Annotated in this window: 15 protein-coding genes, 1 tRNA gene and 1 pseudogene; 13 read left to right on the top strand and 4 right to left on the bottom strand. The window is 62.3% G+C overall.

Annotated features, from left to right (window positions below; genetic code table 11):
• Window positions 1-10 precede the first annotated feature (10 nt).
• From ACGYKA_RS10670 to ACGYKA_RS10620, 11 genes and pseudogenes are all read left to right on the top strand, one after another.
• Window positions 11-436 (top strand): HIT family protein, encoded by a 426-nt coding sequence (locus tag ACGYKA_RS10670; RefSeq protein WP_067266693.1) that lies wholly within the window; start codon window positions 11-13, stop codon window positions 434-436.
• 177 nt (window positions 437-613) lie between these two features.
• Complete coding sequence (locus tag ACGYKA_RS10665; RefSeq protein ID WP_276154402.1) at window positions 614-2,251, top strand: BCCT family transporter; 1,638 nt, start codon at window positions 614-616, stop codon at window positions 2,249-2,251.
• Window positions 2,252-2,349: 98 nt separating this feature from the next.
• Window positions 2,350-3,575: pseudogene (locus tag ACGYKA_RS10660) on the top strand (aminotransferase class V-fold PLP-dependent enzyme).
• Between the two features lie 61 nt (window positions 3,576-3,636).
• Window positions 3,637-5,058, top strand: coding sequence for a cryptochrome/photolyase family protein (locus ACGYKA_RS10655; protein WP_394417848.1), 1,422 nt, complete (start codon window positions 3,637-3,639; stop codon window positions 5,056-5,058).
• Between the two features lie 62 nt (window positions 5,059-5,120).
• Window positions 5,121-6,332, top strand: a complete 1,212-nt coding sequence (locus ACGYKA_RS10650) for a class I SAM-dependent methyltransferase (protein WP_394409657.1) — start codon at window positions 5,121-5,123, stop codon at window positions 6,330-6,332.
• A 36-nt stretch (window positions 6,333-6,368) separates the two neighbouring features.
• Window positions 6,369-6,809 (top strand): TrgA family protein, encoded by a 441-nt coding sequence (locus tag ACGYKA_RS10645; RefSeq protein ID WP_394409660.1) that lies wholly within the window; start codon window positions 6,369-6,371, stop codon window positions 6,807-6,809.
• 5 nt (window positions 6,810-6,814) lie between these two features.
• Window positions 6,815-7,948 (top strand): NUDIX domain-containing protein, encoded by a 1,134-nt coding sequence (locus ACGYKA_RS10640; protein ID WP_394409663.1) that lies wholly within the window; start codon window positions 6,815-6,817, stop codon window positions 7,946-7,948.
• 13 nt (window positions 7,949-7,961) lie between these two features.
• Complete coding sequence (locus ACGYKA_RS10635) at window positions 7,962-8,996, top strand: cysteine synthase A (RefSeq protein ID WP_394409666.1); 1,035 nt, start codon at window positions 7,962-7,964, stop codon at window positions 8,994-8,996.
• Window positions 8,993-11,359 (top strand): DUF3772 domain-containing protein, encoded by a 2,367-nt coding sequence (locus tag ACGYKA_RS10630; protein ID WP_394409669.1) that lies wholly within the window; start codon window positions 8,993-8,995, stop codon window positions 11,357-11,359. Before ACGYKA_RS10635 ends, ACGYKA_RS10630 begins: the two co-directional genes overlap by 4 nt.
• Window positions 11,356-12,078, top strand: coding sequence for an alanyl-tRNA editing protein (locus ACGYKA_RS10625; RefSeq protein ID WP_394409672.1), 723 nt, complete (start codon window positions 11,356-11,358; stop codon window positions 12,076-12,078). The genes ACGYKA_RS10630 and ACGYKA_RS10625 overlap by 4 nt, the downstream gene beginning before the upstream one ends.
• A 72-nt stretch (window positions 12,079-12,150) precedes the next feature.
• A tRNA-Ser gene (locus tag ACGYKA_RS10620) sits at window positions 12,151-12,240 on the top strand.
• Between the two features lie 110 nt (window positions 12,241-12,350).
• On the opposite strand, the gene ACGYKA_RS10615 is transcribed toward ACGYKA_RS10620, so the two are convergent.
• The 4 genes from ACGYKA_RS10615 to ACGYKA_RS10600 form a co-directional block, all read right to left on the bottom strand.
• Window positions 12,351-12,641: a hypothetical protein gene (locus ACGYKA_RS10615; protein WP_394409675.1), complete on the bottom strand. Its 291-nt coding sequence runs from the start codon at window positions 12,639-12,641 to the stop codon at window positions 12,351-12,353.
• Between the two features lie 436 nt (window positions 12,642-13,077).
• Complete coding sequence (locus ACGYKA_RS10610) at window positions 13,078-13,674, bottom strand: L,D-transpeptidase (protein WP_394407775.1); 597 nt, start codon at window positions 13,672-13,674, stop codon at window positions 13,078-13,080.
• A 111-nt stretch (window positions 13,675-13,785) separates the two neighbouring features.
• Window positions 13,786-15,513, bottom strand: a complete 1,728-nt coding sequence (locus ACGYKA_RS10605) for an FAD/NAD(P)-binding protein (RefSeq protein WP_394409678.1) — start codon at window positions 15,511-15,513, stop codon at window positions 13,786-13,788.
• Between the two features lie 47 nt (window positions 15,514-15,560).
• A complete protein-coding gene (locus ACGYKA_RS10600; RefSeq protein ID WP_067267369.1) occupies window positions 15,561-16,130 on the bottom strand; it encodes a DUF882 domain-containing protein in 570 nt (189 codons plus the stop codon).
• Window positions 16,131-16,460: 330 nt separating this feature from the next.
• Between ACGYKA_RS10600 and ACGYKA_RS10595 the strand changes: the two genes are divergently transcribed.
• Both ACGYKA_RS10595 and lpxD read left to right on the top strand, forming a co-directional pair.
• Window positions 16,461-18,077, top strand: coding sequence for a murein L,D-transpeptidase (locus tag ACGYKA_RS10595; protein WP_394409681.1), 1,617 nt, complete (start codon window positions 16,461-16,463; stop codon window positions 18,075-18,077).
• Window positions 18,078-18,111: 34 nt separating this feature from the next.
• A complete protein-coding gene (lpxD, locus tag ACGYKA_RS10590; RefSeq protein ID WP_394409684.1) occupies window positions 18,112-19,203 on the top strand; it encodes a UDP-3-O-(3-hydroxymyristoyl)glucosamine N-acyltransferase in 1,092 nt (363 codons plus the stop codon).
• The last annotated feature ends 12 nt before the right edge of the window (window positions 19,204-19,215 follow it).

Genomic DNA, 19,215 nt, shown 5'->3' with positions numbered 1-19,215 from the left:
GGAGAGCATGATGGCCAGCTACGACGACGACAATATCTTTGCCAAGATCCTGCGCAAAGAGATCCCCAGCTTTAAGGTCTATGAAGACGACAAGACCTATTGTTTTATGGACATCATGCCTCGCGCCGAAGGGCATTGTCTGGTGATCCCCAAGTCGCCCTGCCGCAACATGCTCGACGCGAGCCCTGCACAATTGGCGGATTGTCTGGCGACGGTTCAGAAAGTCGCCAATGCCTGCCTACGCGCTTTTGGCGCCGATGGCATCACGGTGCAGCAGTTTAACGAGGCTGCGGGCGGGCAAGAGGTCTTTCACCTCCACTACCACATCCTGCCTCGGCATGAGGGCGATAAGCTGCGCCCGCCCGGTGTCCAAGGCGACATGGACCGGATTCGCGAACAGGCCGATGCGATTGCAGCCGCGCTCGGGACAGGGTAGTCCCCCCAAACTTACGTCGCAGCAGATACCGAAACGGTCGTTTTAGCCAAGTTTCCAAGGGGGCTTGGCCACAATGGCTTGCCCAATGGCCGCAAGCCCCTATCCTGTTGCGCACGGATGAAAAAAACAGAACGCCGCGTTCTGCGCGGCAATCTGTCATCAAAGAGGGAACAGATAATGAGCGATACCAATTCGCACGGCATCCCCGAGCCTGAGGGCAAGGCGGATGTGATCGATACCGATTATGAGATCGGTCAGGACAATATCGAACGGCAGATCGGGCCGTTCGGGCTGGATATTCACAACCCGGTCTTTCTAATCTCGGGGATCGCGGTCGTGGTCTTCGTGTTCTACACCATCGCATTGCCGGAACAGGCCGCCGCAATCTTCTCGGCCATGTTCAACTTTACCACGAAGAACTTCGACTGGTTCCTGATCGGCTCTGCCGACTTGGTGGTGATTTTTGCACTTTTGCTGATCGTCACGCCCTTTGGCAGTGTCCGCCTTGGCGGCAATGAAGCGGTCGCGGATTATACCTATCTGGGCTGGTTCGCGATGCTTTTCGCGGCGGGCATGGGCATTGGCCTGATGTTCTACGGCGTGTCCGAGCCTTTAACCCATTTCTCGACCTCCATGGGCGAGATCACGACAGAGAACGGGTTGCGCACCGACTGGGCCCCCTTGGGTGCCGCCACGGGTGACGAGGCTGGTTCGCTGCGCCTTGGCATGGCGGCGACGATCTATCACTGGGGCCTGCACCCTTGGGCGATCTATGCCATCGTCGCGCTGGCGCTGGCGTTGTTTACCTATAACAAAGGTCTGCCGCTGACGATCCGTTCGGCCTTTTACCCGGTTCTGGGCGAACGTGTTTGGGGCTGGCCCGGGCATATCATCGACACCATCGCTGTTTTCGCCACGCTGTTTGGTCTGGCGACGTCGCTCGGTCTGGGGGCCACGCAGGCGAACGCGGGTCTGAACGAATTGTTCGGCATCCCAACCGGCACCACCTCCGAAGTCGTGCTGATCTCCTTGATCACCGCCGTGGCGCTGGTCTCGGTTCTGCGCGGTCTTGATGGCGGTGTGAAGGTGCTGAGTGAGATCAACATGGGGCTGGCCGCCTTGCTGGCGCTCTTCACGCTCTTTGTTGGGCCGACGATCTTCTTGCTGTCCTTCTTCTGGGACTCGCTGGTGGCCTATATCGAATACCTGCCCGCACTGGCAAACCCGTTTGGCCGTGAAGACGTGAACTTCTCGCAGGGCTGGACGGCCTTCTACTGGGCATGGTGGATCAGTTGGTCACCCTTCGTCGGCATGTTCATCGCCCGCGTGAGCCGGGGCCGTACCGTGCGGGAATTCGTGATCTGCGTGCTGCTGATCCCCTCGCTGGTTTGCGTGCTCTGGATGTCGATCTTTGGCGGCACCGCGATCCATCAGGTGCTGAACGACGGCTACACCTCGGCCCAAGATGCGGCCCTGCCGTTGCAGCTGTTCAAAATGCTCGACGCGCTGCCGCTGGCTTCGATCACCTCTTTCATCGGCATCGTGCTGGTGGTGGTGTTCTTCGTCACCTCGTCCGACTCCGGGTCGCTTGTGATCGACACGATCACCGCAGGCGGCAAGGTCGATGCGCCGGTGCCGCAGCGGGTGTTCTGGTGCATCTTTGAGGGTGCCGTGGCCATCGCGCTGTTGATCGGCGGGGGCCTCGCGGCGCTGCAATCCATGGTGATTTCCACCGGTTTGCTGTTCACGCTGCTGCTGCTCTTCATGTGCTTCTGCATCTTCCGCGGTCTGCAGGACGAGCGTAAAATTCGCTAACCTGCACAGCCTTTGTAAAACGGATGACGGCGGCCCTTCGGGGTCGCCGTTTTCTTTGGGCGCTTGACCTCGGCCGCGCTGCGGTCAACCTTCGCGCCATGCATATTGATTCCGAATGGGTCCGCGCCCAATTTCCCGCTTTCGCCGAGCCGAGCCTTCAGGGGCAGGCTTTCTTTGAGAACGCCGGTGGGTCTTACACCTGCCGCCAAGTGATCGACCGGCTGCATCGCTTCTACACCCAGCGAAAGGTGCAGCCCTACGGCGCCTATGAGGCCAGCCGCCTTGGTGGGGAGGAGATGGACGAAGCCCGCACCCGCATGGCCGCGATCCTTGGCGTGACGCCGGAGGAGCTGAGCTTTGGCCCCTCCACCACGCAGAACACCTATGTGCTGGCGCAGGCTTTCGGCCAGATGATGCAGCCCGGTGTGAGGCGATCGTCGTGACCAATCAAGACCATGAGGCCAATACCGGCCCGTGGCGCCGGCTGGCCGAGCGGGGGATCGAGATCCGCGAATGGCAGATCGACCCTGACACCGGGCATCTCGATCCGGCAAAGCTCGAAGAACTTTTGGACGAGAATGTCCGGCTGGTCTGCTTCCCGCATTGCTCAAACGTGGTGGGCGAGATCAACCCGGTGACCGAGATCACGGCGCTGGCCCATGCCGCCGGTGCTTTCGTCTGCGTCGATGGCGTCTCCTATGCGCCGCATGGCTTTGCCGATGTCGGGGTGCTGGGGCCGGATATCTACCTCTTCTCAGCTTATAAGACCTTCGGGCCGCATCAGGGTGTCATGGTCATCCGCCGGGCGCTGGCCGAACTGCTGCCGAACCAAGCGCATCACTTCAACGGGGACGTGCTTTACAAACGTTTCACCCCCGCCGGGCCGGATCACGCGCAGATCGCAGCCAGCGCGGGCATGGCGGATTATATCGATGCTTTCCACGCCCACCATATCGGCGGCACTGCCGGGGCCACGGCGCGCGGTGTCGCTGTGCATGACGCGATGCGCGCCCATGAGACGGCTTTGTTGCAACCGCTGCTGGATGCCATGGCGGCGCGCAACTCGGTGCGGGTCATCGGCCCCACCGATGCGGCAACCCGCGCGCCCACGGTGGCATTGGCGCTTGATCGACCGGGGGTCGAGATGGCGCAGGCACTAGCCGCGCGCGGCATCATGGCAGGGGGTGGCACCTTCTACGCAGGCCGGGCGCTTGGTGCGATGGGGGTAGATGAGGCCAAAGGCGTGCTCCGGCTCAGCTTTACCCATTACACGACGCAGGATGAAATGGACAAACTGCTGAACGCGCTGGATGATCTGCTCTGATCCTTGACCCCGGCGCAGGGGCGCTATGTTTCGGGACAAGTGCAGGAGCAAGACCCCGAACGTGAGCGACAATTCCCCGATTATCATGTGGTTCCGCCGCGATCTGCGGCTGAGCGACCATCCCGCCCTAACGGCGGCCCGCCAGTCGGGCCGTCCGGTGATCCCGCTGTTCATCCACGATGCACAATCAGAGGCCTTGGGCGCGGCGCCGAAATTCCGCCTCGGGCTGGCCTTGGGCTGTCTTGGGGAGACTTTGGCCGAGAAGGGCAGTCGCCTGATCCTGCGTCGCGGCGATGCGCTTGAGGTGCTGCGCGAGGTGATCGAAACAACCGGCGCGGGGGCGGTCTATTGGAGCCGCCTTTACGATCCCGCCGCGATCGACCGCGACGCCAAGGTCAAAGAGACGCTAAAGGACGATGGGGTCGAGGCCTGTAGCTTTGCCGGGCATTTGATGTTCGAGCCTTTGACGGTTGAGACCAAGACCGGCGGCTTTTACAAAGTCTTTACCCCCTATTGGAAGGCGGTCCGGGGCCGCGATGTGGCGCCCCCCTTGGCCACACCGAGCGACATCCCAGCCCCGCAAAGCTGGCCCGAGAGCGCCGCGCTCGACGATTGGCGAATGGACGCCCTGATGCAGCGCGGGCGCGATGTGGTGCGCCCCTATGTGCGTCTGGGGGAGGCCGCGGCACAGGCCCGGCTTGGCTCATTCATGGCCCATATCGTCGAAGGCTACGACGAAAGCCGCGACCTGCCGGGCGAGGATGGCACCTCGGCCTTGTCGGAAAACCTGTCATTGGGTGAGATCAGCCCGGCCCAGTGTTGGCACGCGGGCCAGCGGGCCATGCAGGAGGGCAAGCGCGGGGCTGAGACCTTCCTCAAGGAACTCGCATGGCGCGAGTTTGCCTATCACCTGATGTATCACACGCCGCGCATCCTTGACCAAAACTGGCGCGAGGAATGGCAGGCTTTCCCATGGAACGAAGACGAGCGCCGCGCCGAGGTGCTGGCGTGGAAACAGGGGCGCACCGGGGTGCCCTTCGTCGATGCGGCCATGCGCGAGTTGCAGGTGACGGGCCGGATGCACAACCGGGGCCGGATGATCGTGGCAAGCTATCTGACGAAACATCTGATGTGCCATTGGCGGATTGGGCAAAAGTGGTTCGAAGAGCATCTGATCGATTGGGATCCGGCCAATAACGCGATGGGCTGGCAATGGGCCGCAGGATCCGGCCCCGATGCGACGCCCTTCTTTCGCATTTTCAACCCCGAGACCCAGCTTGATCGTTTCGACAAGGGGCGCGACTACACCCGCCGTTGGATCGCCGAGGGCCGCGCGAAACCGAGTGACGAGGCGCTGGCCTATTTCGACGCGATCCCACGCAGCTGGGGCCGGAGCCCGGAGGACGATTACCCCGATCCGATCATCGATCTGTCAGAGGGGCGGGAACGGGCGCTCGATGCCTATCGCAACCGCGACTTTTAACTTTTTGCGAAACAGCAGCCTGCGGTTACAGTAGGCGTCAAGAACAAGAACGGAACCGAGGTATGAAGCTTACGACCACCGAGGGGCAGAAAGGTCTGCCGCGCTATTTCCCGCAGGTCTTCGCCATGGCGCAGGAAATGCAGCATGGGCGGGTGGACTTTGTCCTGCCTGATGGCCGCGTGTTCCGCGCCGAAGGGGCCAAGCCCGGCCCGGTGGCAGAACTGCATATCCATAACGATGACCTTTTCGCACGGTTGATCCGCGAGGGCGATCTGGGCTTTTGCGACGCCTATCTGGACGAGTGGTGGTCGACACCGGACCTGCAAGCCTTCATGGATTTGGTTCATGCGGGGAATGAGACGGTCTATGACGGTTTCCCCGGCCAAGGGCTGCTGCGTCAGTTCGAGAAGTTCCGCTTCTGGCTTCAGCGCAACAACCGCAAACAGGCCAAGCGCAATATCAGCTATCACTACGATCTGGGCAATGCGTTCTACAGCCTCTGGCTGGATGATACGATGACCTATTCTTCGGCCATTTTCGAGGGCGACGCCCAGCAATCGCTGGAGGCCGCGCAGCGGGCGAAATACAAGTCCATGGTCGATCAGATGGGTGTGGAGCCCGGCGATCATGTCTTGGAAATCGGCTGCGGCTGGGGCGGTTTTGCGGAATATGCCGCCGCCGAACGCGGGCTGAAAGTGACCGCGCTGACCATCAGCCAAGAGCAGTTCAACTACGCGCAGGAGCGGATCGCCAAGGCGGGCCTCTCGGACCGCGTGACCTTCAAACTGCAAGACTACCGCGACGAGACCGAGAGCTATGATGGCATCGCCAGCATCGAGATGTTCGAGGCGGTGGGCGAGAAATACTGGCCGGTCTATTTCGACACGCTGCACCAACGTCTGAAACCGGGCCGCGCCGCGACCTTGCAGATCATCACCGTCGCCGACCGCCGTTGGGAGGTCTATAAACGCGGAGTGGATTTCATCCAAAAATACATCTTCCGCGGCGGCATGTTGCCCAGCCCCACGATCCTGCGGGAGCAGGTAGAGCGGGCAGGGCTGGTGGTCGACCGGTCGATCGAATTTGGCAAAAGCTATGACATCACCCTGCGCCGTTGGCATGAGACCTTTAACGAGAAATGGGATCAGATCACCGCGCTTGGCTTTGACGAACGCTTTCGCCGGATGTGGAATTTTTACCTCACTTCCTGTGCCGCGACATTTGACAGTGGCAATTGCGACGTGACGCAGATTACGGTACGGCGACCTGTGTGACCGCCCCTGCGGTCCGCCCCCGCAAGGAGCCGAAAAATGCCGACTGGTGCACGACTTATGGCGGCGATCTCACTCGCCGTGCTGGCCTTTGTCCTGTCGGGCATGGTGGTGCCTTTGATGCCGGAAAGCACGGATTTCGGGTATTTCCTGCCGCTTAACGTGGTGCTTGGCCTGATCGTGGGCTGGCGCGTGATGGGCCGGCGCGCGGGCCGGGGCATCGTGGCTGCGATCAACAACGGTTTTGCCGGTGTCTTCGTGCTGATGCTCTGGGCGACCTTCTTGCAGGCGGCGAATGAGATGGTCCGGCTGGCGCTGCGCAACCGCTATGACGATCCCTTCGAGGCCATCGTCGCCGTGTTCCAGATCGGCGCGGAATTCGGCCTGATGATCACCACCGTGCCCATCGGCGTGGCACTTGTCGTCGGCGGCATGATCGCAGGGCTTTTGACCGAATTTGCTTACAACCGTTGGCCCTGATCACCATGCGACATCTCTTTATCTACGGCACTCTGCGGCATCTGCCGCTGTTGGAAATCGTGCTTGGCCGCTCCGCCGAGGCGATTGATCTCAGCCCCGCCAATCTGTCCGGCTACCAAGTCTCTGCCGCCGCCGAAGGCCCGTTTCCCACGATTGAGACGCGCGATGGCGCGCAGGCCGAGGGCTTGCTGGTGCGGGGGCTGAGCGCGGATGATTTCGCGCGGCTCGATTTCTATGAAGGCGCGTTCGACTATGATTTGGTGCCGGTGACACTGGCAGACGGGCAGGGGGCTGAGGTCTATCTGCCCCAGCCCGGGCGCTGGACCGCGCAGGGGCCATGGTCCTTGCCTGAGTGGGAGCGTGATTGGGCCGCGCTTTCCCGCCACGCCGCGCGCGAAGTGATGAGCTATATGGGCAAGCGCCCACGGGCCGAGGTCGATGCGATGTTCCCGATGATCCGCCGCCGGGCCCATCAGCAGGTGCTGGGGGCGCAGGGCATGCATGATCCGCTGGCGCTCGATGGCAAGGTCGAAGTGACCGACCGCCGCCGCGTCTACGCGAACTTCTTCGCCCTTGATGAAATCTCGCTGCGACATGAGACCTTTGACGGCAGCATGTCGGCGCAGATCGACCGCGCGGTTTTTGTCGGCGCGGATGCAGCTTTGGTGCTGCCCTATGACCCGCTGCGCGACCGCATGCTGCTGGTTGAGCAAATCCGCATGGGCCCGCTGGCGCGGGGTGATCATACCCGCTGGCAGTTGGAACCCATCGCAGGCCATATCGACCCCGGCGAGACACCGCAGGCCGCCGCCCGGCGTGAAGCGCAGGAAGAGGCGGGGATCACCTTGGGCGCCTTGGAGCCGGTCGGAAACGTATATGCCTCCCCAGGGAATGCGACGGAATTCTTTCACATTTTCGTGGGATTGGCGGATTTGCCGGATCATATTATCGGCACCGGCGGTTTGGCTGCGGAGGGCGAGGATATCCGGTCGCATCTGATGTCCTTCGATGATTTGATGGCCTTGGCGGATGCGCAGGCGCTGGCCAATGCGCCGCTGGTGGCAAGCGCCTATTGGCTCGCCCGCCACCGCGAACGCTTGAGGTCCGAAGACACGACAGCTAAACCGGACGGAACATGAACTGGGGGCAAACATGCAGGTTGCTAGAGATCTGGCCGAGGCCATTGGAAACACACCGCTGATCCGACTGCGCGGCGCGAGCGAAGAGACCGGCTGCGAAATCTTGGGCAAGGCGGAGTTCATGAACCCCGGCCAATCGGTCAAGGACCGCGCGGCGCTGTTCATCATCCGCGACGCCATCGCCCGGGGGGAGCTGAAGCCCGGCGGCACCATCGTCGAAGGTACTGCCGGCAACACCGGCATCGGGCTCGCGCTGGTGGGTGCCTCGATGGGTTTCAAGACCGTCATCGTCATCCCTGAGACGCAATCTCAGGAAAAGAAAGACATGTTGCGGCTGGCCGGTGCCGAACTAGTGCAGGTGCCTGCGGCTCCTTACAAAAACCCCAACAACTTTGTCCGCTATTCCGAGCGTTTGGCCAAGGAACTGGCCAAGACCACGCCCGAGGGGGTGATCTGGGCCAACCAATTCGACAATACCGCCAACCGTCAGGCGCATATCGAAACCACTGGCCCCGAGATCTGGGAACAGACCGGCGGCAAGGTAGATGGATTTTGCTGCGCTGTCGGCTCAGGCGGCACGCTCGTTGGTGTGGCTATGGCGCTGCAACCCAAAGGCGTGAAGATCGCGCTTGCCGATCCCGATGGGGCCGCGCTGCACAACTACTATACTGAGGGCGAGTTGAAGTCCGAAGGCAGTTCCATCGCCGAAGGCATCGGGCAGGGGCGGATCACTGCGAACCTGGAAGGGTTCAAGCCCGATTATTCCTATAATATCTCCGACGAAGAGGCCCTGCCGGTCGTCTTTGATCTATTGGAGAATGAGGGGCTCTGCCTTGGTGCATCCTCGGGCGTCAATGTCGCCGGGGCCATGCGTCTGGCGAAAGAGATGGGGCCGGGCCATACCATCGTGACCGTCTTGTGCGACTTCGGCACGCGCTATCAATCCAAACTCTTTAATCCAGAGTTCCTGCGCGAAAAGGGGCTGCCGACGCCCGGTTGGCTTGATGCCGCACCGCAATCCATCCCAGGTGTTTTCGAGGATACATGACCCAAATGCTCCGCTTCGCCCTCGGCCTTACCGCGCTGCTGGTCTGGCTGACCGGCGCTGCTGTCGCACAGGAACCGGCTTTGCCGGATTTCGACCAATGGGAAACCGTCGCCTCTTCGGCTGAAGAGGCGATTGACGCGCCCGATACCACCGAAACCATGCTGGAGGTGCAGCGCGCCCGGCTGGTGGATTACCGCGCCGAGTTCGACGCGGCGCGCAACCTGAACGCGGCGCGGATCAGCGCGCTGCGCGAACAATTGGCCGCGCTTGGAACCCCGCCGGAGGGCGAGGGGGCCGAGCCGGAATCCCCCGAAGTCGCCGCCAACCGTGAAGAGTTGAACCGACAGCTCAACACACTGCTGACCCCGGTTCAGCGGGCCGAAGCGGCATATTTGCGCGCCGATGCGCTGATTGGGCAGATCGACGTTGCCTTACGCGAACGCCAGACCGAGCAGTTGATGGAGGTAGTGCCCACGCCGCTCAACCCCGTCCATTGGCGCACCGCGATAGACGATCTGGCGACAGCGGCGGGTGAGATCGCCGCCGAAGCGCCTGACGATGCCGACACGGCGCGGCGCAGCCTGCGCGCCTCTCTCCCTGCGGTTCTGGCCCTCACCATTCTGGGCTTGGTGCTGATCTTCCGCGGCCACCATTGGTCGACCGCGATTGTGGGACGGCTCCAGCAATTCGGCGCGCGCGGCTTTGGCATCTGGCGCTTTGTCGTGTCTCTTTTGCGGATCATCCTGCCCACGGTCGGTCTGGTTTTGCTGGCCATGGCCGTCTTGGCAACCGATTGGCTTGGCCCGCGCGGCTCAACCCTTGTGCAGTTGATCCCGGTGATCGGCGGCGCGATGCTGGGTGTTCGCTGGGTCGCCGAACGGGTGTTCTCTCGCGATGAGGACGAGGCGCTGATCCTGCTGCCCGCGGCTGAGCGCAAAGCGGTTCGTTTCTACGTCAGCATCATCACCGTCACCGTCATCTTGGGCGCCATCATCACCGCCATTTTCGATGGCCAGCAACCGGCGGAAACCACCGAGGCCGTGCTGCGCCTGCCGGTGATGCTGCTGAGCGCTTTTGCCCTGTTCCGCATCGGGAAAATCCTGCGCGGTTATAGCGATCCGGTGACAGAAGATGCCTCCGCCGCCGAAGAGCCGCGGACCTCGACATTGAACCGCGTCGTGCGCGGACTGGGCTTGGGCGCGATGATCGTGGCCGTGGTGGCGCCCCTCCTACTGATCAGCGGCTATTACAACGCCGCTGTTTCGCTGCTGCCGCCCTATGTCACCACGCTGGTGCTTCTGGGGCTGGTGATGACGCTGCAACGCTTCTTGGCCGATGTTTACGGTGCCATGACCGGGCAAGGGGTGCAGGCGCGCGACGCGCTGATGCCCGTCTTCTTTGGCCTGATCCTGCTGCTGTTGTCGCTGCCTGTGATGGCGCTGGCATGGGGCGCGCGGGTCACCGACCTGACCGAGCTTTGGGCGCTGTTCAGCCGGGGCTTTGCCTTTGGCGAGACGCGGATCCGTCCTACAGATTTCCTCTCCTTCGCGGTGATCTTCGTGATCGGCTATGCCGTCACCCGTCTGATTCAAGGGGCGCTGCGCAGCAACGTCCTGCCCAAGACGCGGATGGACATCGGCGGGCAGAACGCCATCGTCTCGGGGATCGGCTATGTCGGGATTTTCCTCGCCGCGCTGCTCGCCATCACCGGGGCAGGGATCGACCTTTCTGCGCTGGCCTATGTCGCCGGTGCGCTGTCGGTCGGTATTGGTTTTGGCCTACAAAACGTGGTGTCGAACTTCGTCTCGGGCATCATCCTGTTGATCGAACGTCCGATCTCCGAGGGGGATTGGATCGAGGTGGGTGGTCAGATGGGCTATGTGCGTGACATCTCGGTGCGCTCCACAAGGATCGAGACCTTCGACCGCACTGATGTCATCGTGCCCAACGCCGATCTGATCAGCGGCACGGTCACCAACTACACCCGCGGCAATACCGTGGGCCGCCTCATCGTACCCGTGGGCGTGGCTTACGGCACCGACACCAAACGGATCGAAGGCATCCTGCAAGAGATTGCCGAGGCGCAGCCCATCGTGCTGACCAACCCGCCGCCCGCGGTCTTGTTCTTGAACTTCGGGGCCGATGCGCTGGAGTTCGAGGTGCGCTGCTACCTGCGGGATGTGAATTGGATGATGAAGGTCAAGAACGACATCAACCACGCCATCGCCGCGCGTTTCAAAGAGGAAGGGATCGAAATTCCCTTTGCCCAACGCGACCTATGGCTGCGCAACCCTGAGACGTTGCAGCCTGCGACCAGCGGCAGCGTCGCAGATAGCAGCGACAAGACGGAGCCGCAGGCATGACGGGCGAGCTGTACCGGACCGAGACCTACCTGCGCGACGCCCCGGCCCGCGTGGCGGCCCATACGCCCGAAGGGGGGGTGATCTTGGACAATTCCCTGTTCTACCCCACGGGCGGCGGCCAGCCGGGCGACAGCGGGTGGCTGACCTGGGACAAGCAAGAGCTTACCATTGCAACTACGGTGCGCGACCGCGACAGCGGCGGCATCGCGCTGGTCCCGGCAGAGCCGCGTCCCTTGCCGCCGGTGGGCGCATTCGTGAAACAGGAGCTCGATTGGGACCGCCGGCACAAGCACATGCGCGTCCATACGGCGCTGCACCTTCTGTCGGTCGTGATCCCGCATCCGGTCACGGGGGGACAGATTTCGGCCACCCACGGGCGGCTTGATTTTAACATGCCCGATGCGCCGCAGGATCGCGAGGAACTGGAGGAGGCGCTGAACCACTTCGTCTCCCTTGATGCGCGGGTGAGCGAGGACTGGATCACCGAGGCCGAATTGGACGCCGCGCCTGAACTCATTAAAACCATGTCCGTCGCCCCGCCGCGCGGACGGGGGGACATTCGCCTGATCCGCATCGGAGAGGCAGAAGACCCTATCGATCTGCAGCCCTGCGGCGGCACCCATGTCGCCCGAACCGGCGAGATCGGCGGGCTTCGCCTTGGAAAGATTGAGAAAAAGGGCCGTTTGAACCGCCGGGTCTATGTTCATCTGGGCGGTTAGATAAATTTATCCTCTCTGGGGGGAATTCGCTCTTGCAACTCACTGCCCCCCCAAGCTAAACCCCGCCTCAACGGAGCGGTGGCCGAGTGGTCGAAGGCGCACGCCTGGAAAGTGTGTAGGCGGGAGACCGTCTCCAGGGTTCGAATCCCTGTCGCTCCGCCATTTTCCCTTTTTTGCTGAAAGAAGCTGTTGCCCGTCGGGCCATGCGGCTTCACATGTAGAAAAGCCCGGCACCTTTCGGTCCGGGCTCTCTCGGGTCTACCTATGACAGTTTAGCGGGAGTCGTTGCCCGCGCCGTAACCACCATAGGCGAAACCTTCGCCCAAGCTGCTCACGGGGCCGCTGGTCGAGAAGGTGGCGACCGGCGCAATCTCGTCCGAGAATGTTTCCAACCGCAGGTCAGCGGCGCGCTCATTAGGACGGGTTTCACCGGCATCCGCGGCATGGACGACATCAGCCGTGACAGACGTGTCCAAGCGCAGGTCTTCGTAGCGCGTCGATTGGCCTGCGAAGCTTGCGGTGGCGATCAAAGTGGCGGCGGCGGTTGCGATAAAGAGTTTCATTGTTCTAGTCCTTTCAGGTTTGGGAAAGGGCGTCGGCTTTCTCGCTCTGGGAGAGGCGGGGAGGTCGGGAGGCCCGTTCGATACAATGATATTAAGGCGCAGTGAGGGGCGGTTACAAAGCAACTCGGATCACGGCCCAGTGTTAGAGCGAGACCCGGCGCGATCAGATCGTAACAAATTGCCATAGCCGCATAAGATACTGTTTTTAATAAGTTCTCACCATGCCGCAGAACGGGACTTATGGCATTGGTCGGCCCCGCGAAAGGCGTTCAAGACCTGTTACACAGTCGTCGCAGAAACGTGTGTGCCGCCACCGCACCCAAACCTCTTTGGCCCGTGTGAAATGTTTCAATCCTACTGGTCGACCGAGAGGCAAAAAAAAAGCCCGAAGCGGATATTCTCCGCTCCGGGCTACTTGATGTGGCCGAAAGAAAACTCAGCCGATGGGTTCGTAAAGCACCACGCGGGTGTTCATCGGCACGCGGTCATAAAGCTCGGCCATCTGATCGTTCACCAGACGGGCGCAACCGTTCGAAACCCGTTTGCCCAATGTACTGGGATCATTGGTGCCGTGGATGCGCAGGAAGGTGTCGCCACGCTCTTCGGTGAAGAGATAGAGGGCACGCGACCCCAGCGGATTGTCCAAACCGCCTTCCATACCATCGGCGTATTTCTTGTATTTCTCCGGTTCGCGGTCAATCATACCCGGGGTCGGGGTCCAGCTCGGCCATTCCTTCTTGGCACCAACGTAGAACTCGCCGGATTCGTAGAGACCGGGGCGGCCCACGCCCACGGTATAGCGCCACGCCATATTGTCGGGCAGTGTCCAGTAGAGCGCGAAATTGTCGGGATCGACGTGGATTTCATAGGGCGGCGCGCCTGCCGCGATTGGCACTTTGCGCGGCATCATCTCTGGCGGCACGTCATAGCTCGGCATTTCCTTGGGCGGGTGCGCCAGTGCGGGCGTGGCAAGGACACCGCCGAATGCGGCACCGCTGGCGGCTACACCGGTGATGAAATGTCGTCTCTTCATTGCGTCGTTCCCCTATTCTTCAATCTCGTGTTGAAAGGGAAACCGTTTCAGCGCCTTGCCGTTCCATCGCGCGGGCCGGATCACAAACTGTTGTAGCCAAGCGGCAGCGTGTCAAACCGACAGCCTGTCGATCACGCCCTGCGCCCAACGGTCGGCGGATTGGCCAAAGCAATCGTGCAGGGAATCCACCGCCGTCACGCTGCCGAGCGCCAGCCGCCCCAGCAGGCAAAGGCCGGGCACGGGGCGTCCGTCAGGGGCGCACAGCGTCCCGTCAGGTGCGGTCGCTGCGGCCAGATCGGATGACAGCGGGGAGAGCAAACCGTGCGAGATGAGATCAGGCAGGGGCGGTGCTGCGATGCCCGAGAGGTTCGGCGCAGGCAGCACCGCATCGACGATGACCGACACCTCCGCCGCCTGCCCCTCCGCCTGCAATGTCCAGCCTTGCGCGCTATTCGTGATCTCTGGATTAGTGGCGAAGGACAGGTCGACCAGCCCCGCGTCGATCAGCGCCAAAAGCTCCCGTGCAGAGGCGAGGGGCGGGCCGTAGGAATATAGTTTCAGCCACTCATCGAAGTCTATCAGCCGCTTGGCTGTCTGGGGCGACGCGTTGCCCGGGTCGAAGGCCGCGCGCCATGCGTCCTGCCATTTGCGCCAAACCTGCCCGAGCGTGTAGCCAATGCTCGGCGCGACCTCTCCGGTGGCCAAGTCTATCCCATGGCGCAGCGCCTTCATTGGGGGCAACCGGTCCTGCGCGCCGGGGTCTGACCATTCCACCTTGAGCCAGTTCGCGATTTCCGCCGCCCGCACATTGTGAGGCGCGAGGATACGCGCGACCACGGGCAGGAGGGCGTCAGAGATCAACGAAGGGGCCTCCTCGGGTCCCGCACTGACCGCAGCCGTGGCGGCTTTTGAGAAACCTGCGGTCTCTTCCGATGTGGGATTGAACAGCGCGTCGAAGGCGGCATCCTGTGGCTTGGGGAAGGGGGGTTGCCCGTTGAGCGAGAAGGGCAGAATGCGGCAGGGCTCCCGGCCCGAGGCATGATAGCCCGCCGCGTCGAAACGCCCGCCCTGTGCCATGGTCAGACCACGCAACACATCATAGGTCGACAGCCCCAAGCCCCGGATCGCGACGTGCTTGCCCCGCCATGCCGCCGCCCGCGCACGCAGCTCCGCCGCTGGATAGGCCTGCGCGACCTCCGCCTCGCGCCGCGCCGCGTGCTCTTGCCACTCTGCCCATTGCGCGTCCGGCTCGACAGGGGGCTGCCCGAGGGTGAGGAGGACTTCGTCATATGGCGCCTCCGCCCCGCTTTCCGATTGCAAGCGCCAGCCCGCCCCCTCGGACGAAATGCGGGCCACAGCGGCGGGGATCACCTCACACGTCGCACCGGTTTTCGTAAAACCCCGGGCAAAAAGATCATCCCGCCGCGCCATGAGGTAGCGGCCCATTTCGGCGCGTGAGGGGAAGCTGTCGGGATGGACTGGGCGGTCTTGCCACTCCGCGAAATGTCCGACCCGCGACCCCTTTGGCGGGCGGATCGCGATATCGCGGTTAGGGATGTTAAGCAGACAATAGGCGGGCTCGGAGGGGGCGAAGTTCGGACCCGCGCCGGGATGGGGGCCGGGTTCATAAATGTCGATCTCTATCCGCCCGTCGGTCCCCGTAAGCCGTTGCGACAGAGCCTCCAACGCGCCAAGGCCGCGCGGCCCGAAACCGATCACCGCAATGCGCGCCGCTTCTATCTGCATCTCTCTCCCCGGCATGTGTTTGGCGCGACCGTAGAGCCGTACCACGGCCAGCGAAAGCCCACCGGCGACAAAATCGGGCAACAAAAAAGGCACCCGAAGGCGCCCTTAACAATTCACTCATCCCGATGGAGAGGCTGCGATCAGCCGCCCCAGCTGCGCACTGTGCCGCAGTCCATATGGGTGAAGTTCGAGCCGGAGTAGCGCCCGACGCCGCCACCGCGACAAGCCATCGCCGCGCGGGCCACCTGATGCACCGAGCGCGAGGCGAGGCGCAGGTCAGCGGCCTGACCTTTGAGGTGCAGCGAATTCTTGGCCACACCGCTGGAACGGGAGCGCAGCATCGCGTTGGTTTTCGGGCTGCGGTAGCCGGAGAGGAGCATATAGGGCTCGTTCACATCCAACAGATTGTGCGACGCGGCCATGATATCGATGGTGCGCAGGTCCATGTTGATGACATCGTCGGTCCGCCAGTCGCGCATGAAGTGATTAATTTCGGCAAAGGCGTCTTTGATATAGTGGCCTTCGATCCAATAGATCATGTCCAACCGCTCACCGGTGCGGCCCGAATACATGCGGATGCGGCGAATGTCGCCTGCGCCCCGTAGAAAGCCTGCCGCGTTCGAGAAGGTGGGAGCTGCTGCAACGGTGGTTGCTGCGAATGCGCCGAGAAGGGCGCGCCGGGTCATCCCCGAGGAGCTTTTGCCTGTCATGTGTCTCTGTCCCGTCGTCTGCCTAAGTTACCCAAGATGTTACATGGGCCATTCATCTCATCCCCAGATGCAACATTGTTATTGCATAGCGGGAAAACCTGACCAAGGGCTGAATCGGAATGGTTCCCGCGTGGTTCAAATTTAGGCAAGTTTTTGCGCAATGAGGTTAAGAAACCAATATTTGCAGGGGCAACCGATGCCCAATCCGCACAGCCCATAACGCGTTTTTCCTGCGAACGGAAATTTGAATGGACTTGCGCGTAGTATTATTGGCAAACCGGGCAGGCAATAGGGTCGCGCGGCGGCAATGGTATATTCACGGGGTACGACATGGGTTTCAGCGCGACTTTTTCACGGCAACTGTCCAAATTCATCGCAGGGTTTGCCCTATTGATTTCGGCACTGCTCCTTGCCGCGCCTGCCACGGCGCAGGTCACCGCTTTCAAACAAGCCGTCGCCGAAGCTGCTGCCCAAGACGATGACATCGCCGCCTTCTACCGTGAGAACGATTATACCGCCATCTGGACAGGGGCCGCCGAAGAACACCGCGCGCGCCGCTCCGAACTGATGCGGGCGATCACCACGGCAGATGATCATGGCCTGCCGGTCACGCGCTACAACCCCGATGCGGTGTTGGAGATGCTGCGCACAGCCAAGACCCCGCGTGATCGCGGATTCGCCGAGGTGGAGTTGAGCCGCGTGTTCCTGCGCTATGCCCGCGACGTGCAGACCGGTGTGCTGATCCCCAAACGGATCATCAGCCAGATCGTGCGCGAAATCCCATACCGTGACCGCAAGACCTATCTGCAAGACCTGCCCAAATCCACGCCCGCCGCTTATTTCCGCGCCCTGCCGCCGCGCAGCCTTGAGTATAATGCGCTGCTGAAAGCGAAGATCGCGATGGAAAAGCTGCTGTCGCAGGGCGGCTGGGGCCCCTCGGTACCTGCGGGCAAGCTTGAGCCGGGCGATACCGGAAATGACGTGATTGCCCTGCGCAACCGTCTGATCGCCATGGGCTTTCTGAAGCGGTCCAACGCCATGGGCTATGACGCCAGCCTGACCGAAGCCGTGCGCCAGTTCCAAGAGGCCCACGGGCTGAACACCGATGGCGTCGCCGGTCCGGCCACGATGAAACAGATTAACATCGGCGTTGAGCAGCGGCTGCAATCGGTCATGGTCGCACTCGAGCGTGAGCGCTGGTTCAACACCGACCGCGGCAAACGCCATATCCTTGTGAACATCCCCGATTTCTCGGCCAAGATCATCGACGATGGCAAGATCACCTTCCAGACCCGTTCGGTCGTTGGGGCCGCTCGCGAGGACCGCCCGACGCCCGAATTCTCGGACGTGATGGAGCATATGGTGGTCAATCCCAGCTGGTATGTGCCGCGGTCGATCGTCACTGGGGAATACCTGCCGCAACTCAAGCGCAATCCCTATGCGGTCAACCATATCGAGATCACCGACAGCCGGGGCCGCAAGGTGAACCGCGGCGCGGTGAACTTCAACCGCTACACCGCGCGGACCTTCCCCTTCGCCATGCGCCAACCGCCCAGCAAGACCAATGCCTTGGGTCTGGTGAAGTTCATGTTCCCCAACAAATACAACATCTACCTGCATGACACCCCGGCCAAGAGCCTGTTTGCCCGCGACGTGCGTGCCTTCAGCCATGGCTGCGTGCGTCTGGCCGAGCCCTTTGAATTCGCCTATGCGCTGCTGGCCCCGCAATCGGCGGACCCGGAAGGCGAGTTTCAGGCCATTCTGCGCAGCGGACGCGAGACGCGCGTCGTCCTCGAAGAGCAGGTGCCGGTGCATCTGATTTACCGCACCGCCGTGACCAACGCCCGCGGCCATACCGAATACCGCGATGACGTATATGGCCGGGATGCGCTGATCTGGAACGCGCTCTCCAAGGCGGGGGTGGCCTTGCGCGGCGTTCAGGGGTAACTCTCGGGCGCGCAACAAGTAAGGGCCGCCCGAAATGACCTATAGTGTTCAGCAAATCGCCAAAGCCGTCGGCGCCAGCGCCGAGGGCGACATCGAACTCAAGGTAAGCGGCGTCGCGGAACCCGCCAGCGCCAAATCGGGCGAAATGGCGCTGGCGATGGACCCGCGCTATGCCAGCAGCCTTTCCGATGGCGCCGCCGAGGTGGCGATGCTTTGGGAAGGGGCCGACTGGCGCGCTCTGGGTCTTAAGGCCGCGATCTTGCCCAACCGCCCGCGCTACACGCTTTCTGGCGTGACGCGAATGCTCGACAAGGGGCAGGGGTTCAAGCCGGGCATTCACCCCACTGCCGTGATCGACCCCGAGGCCGTGCTGGGCGAGGGCGTCTCGGTCGGTCCCTTGGCGGTGATCTCTGCCGGGGCGCGGATCGGCGCGGGCAGCGTCATCGGGCCGCTGTGTTTTGTTGGCGTGGATGCGACATTGGGCGATGGCTGTTTTCTGCGCGAACATGTCAGCATCGGCGCGCGGGTCACCATCGGATCGGGTTTCATCGCGCAGTCGGGCGTGCGCTTGGGCGGCGACGGTTTCTCTTTCGTCACGGCTGAGCTGTCCACCGTGGAAAGCGCGCGGCAAACGCTCGGCGATCAGGGCGATGCCGCCCCGCAGCCTTGGACCCGTATCCATTCGCTTGGCGCTGTGACCATCGGCGCGGATGTCGAAATGGGCATGGGTTCCACCATCGACAACGGCACCATTCGCGACACGCAGGTCGGCAACGGCACGAAAATCGACAACCTCGTGCATATCGGCCACAACGCGGTGATCGGCAAAAACTGCCTGCTCTGTGGGCAGGCGGGCGTTGGCGGCTCGACCCGAGTGGGCGACAATGTGGTGCTCGGCGGGCAGGTCGGTCTGGCCGACAATATCACCATCGGCGACCGGGTGATCGCGGGCGGGGGGACCATTGTGCTGTCCAACGTGCCCGAGGGGCGCACCATGTTGGGCTACCCCGCCACCCAAATGAGCAAGCAGACCGAGATCTACAAAGCGCTGCGCCGTTTGCCCAAGCTGCTGCGTGATGTCGCGGCCCTACAAAAGGTGGTTTCCAAAGCCGACAAGGCTGACTAAACCTGCCGCGGA

This window comes from Sulfitobacter sp. 1A15106 (assembly GCF_043556995.1).
GTDB classification, from domain to species: domain Bacteria; phylum Pseudomonadota; class Alphaproteobacteria; order Rhodobacterales; family Rhodobacteraceae; genus Sulfitobacter; species Sulfitobacter faviae.
Note: the sequence above shows the minus strand (reverse complement) of the source record. Positions and strands in the feature narration are given on the sequence as shown.

Excerpts from the sequence above, each read along its gene's own strand:
- ACGYKA_RS10670 (WP_067266693.1), top strand. The coding sequence starts at position 11 with ATGGCCAGCTACGACGACGACAATATCTTTGCCAAGATCCTGCGCAAA.
- ACGYKA_RS10665 (WP_276154402.1), top strand. The coding sequence starts at position 614 with ATGAGCGATACCAATTCGCACGGCATCCCCGAGCCTGAGGGCAAGGCG.
- ACGYKA_RS10650 (WP_394409657.1), top strand. The coding sequence starts at position 5,121 with ATGAAGCTTACGACCACCGAGGGGCAGAAAGGTCTGCCGCGCTATTTC.
- ACGYKA_RS10645 (WP_394409660.1), top strand. The coding sequence starts at position 6,369 with ATGCCGACTGGTGCACGACTTATGGCGGCGATCTCACTCGCCGTGCTG.
- ACGYKA_RS10640 (WP_394409663.1), top strand. The coding sequence starts at position 6,815 with ATGCGACATCTCTTTATCTACGGCACTCTGCGGCATCTGCCGCTGTTG.
- ACGYKA_RS10635 (WP_394409666.1), top strand. The coding sequence starts at position 7,962 with ATGCAGGTTGCTAGAGATCTGGCCGAGGCCATTGGAAACACACCGCTG.
- ACGYKA_RS10630 (WP_394409669.1), top strand. The coding sequence starts at position 8,993 with ATGACCCAAATGCTCCGCTTCGCCCTCGGCCTTACCGCGCTGCTGGTC.
- ACGYKA_RS10625 (WP_394409672.1), top strand. The coding sequence starts at position 11,356 with ATGACGGGCGAGCTGTACCGGACCGAGACCTACCTGCGCGACGCCCCG.
- ACGYKA_RS10615 (WP_394409675.1), bottom strand. The coding sequence starts at position 12,641 with ATGAAACTCTTTATCGCAACCGCCGCCGCCACTTTGATCGCCACCGCA.
- ACGYKA_RS10610 (WP_394407775.1), bottom strand. The coding sequence starts at position 13,674 with ATGAAGAGACGACATTTCATCACCGGTGTAGCCGCCAGCGGTGCCGCA.
- ACGYKA_RS10600 (WP_067267369.1), bottom strand. The coding sequence starts at position 16,130 with ATGACAGGCAAAAGCTCCTCGGGGATGACCCGGCGCGCCCTTCTCGGC.
- ACGYKA_RS10595 (WP_394409681.1), top strand. The coding sequence starts at position 16,461 with ATGGGTTTCAGCGCGACTTTTTCACGGCAACTGTCCAAATTCATCGCA.
- lpxD (WP_394409684.1), top strand. The coding sequence starts at position 18,112 with ATGACCTATAGTGTTCAGCAAATCGCCAAAGCCGTCGGCGCCAGCGCC.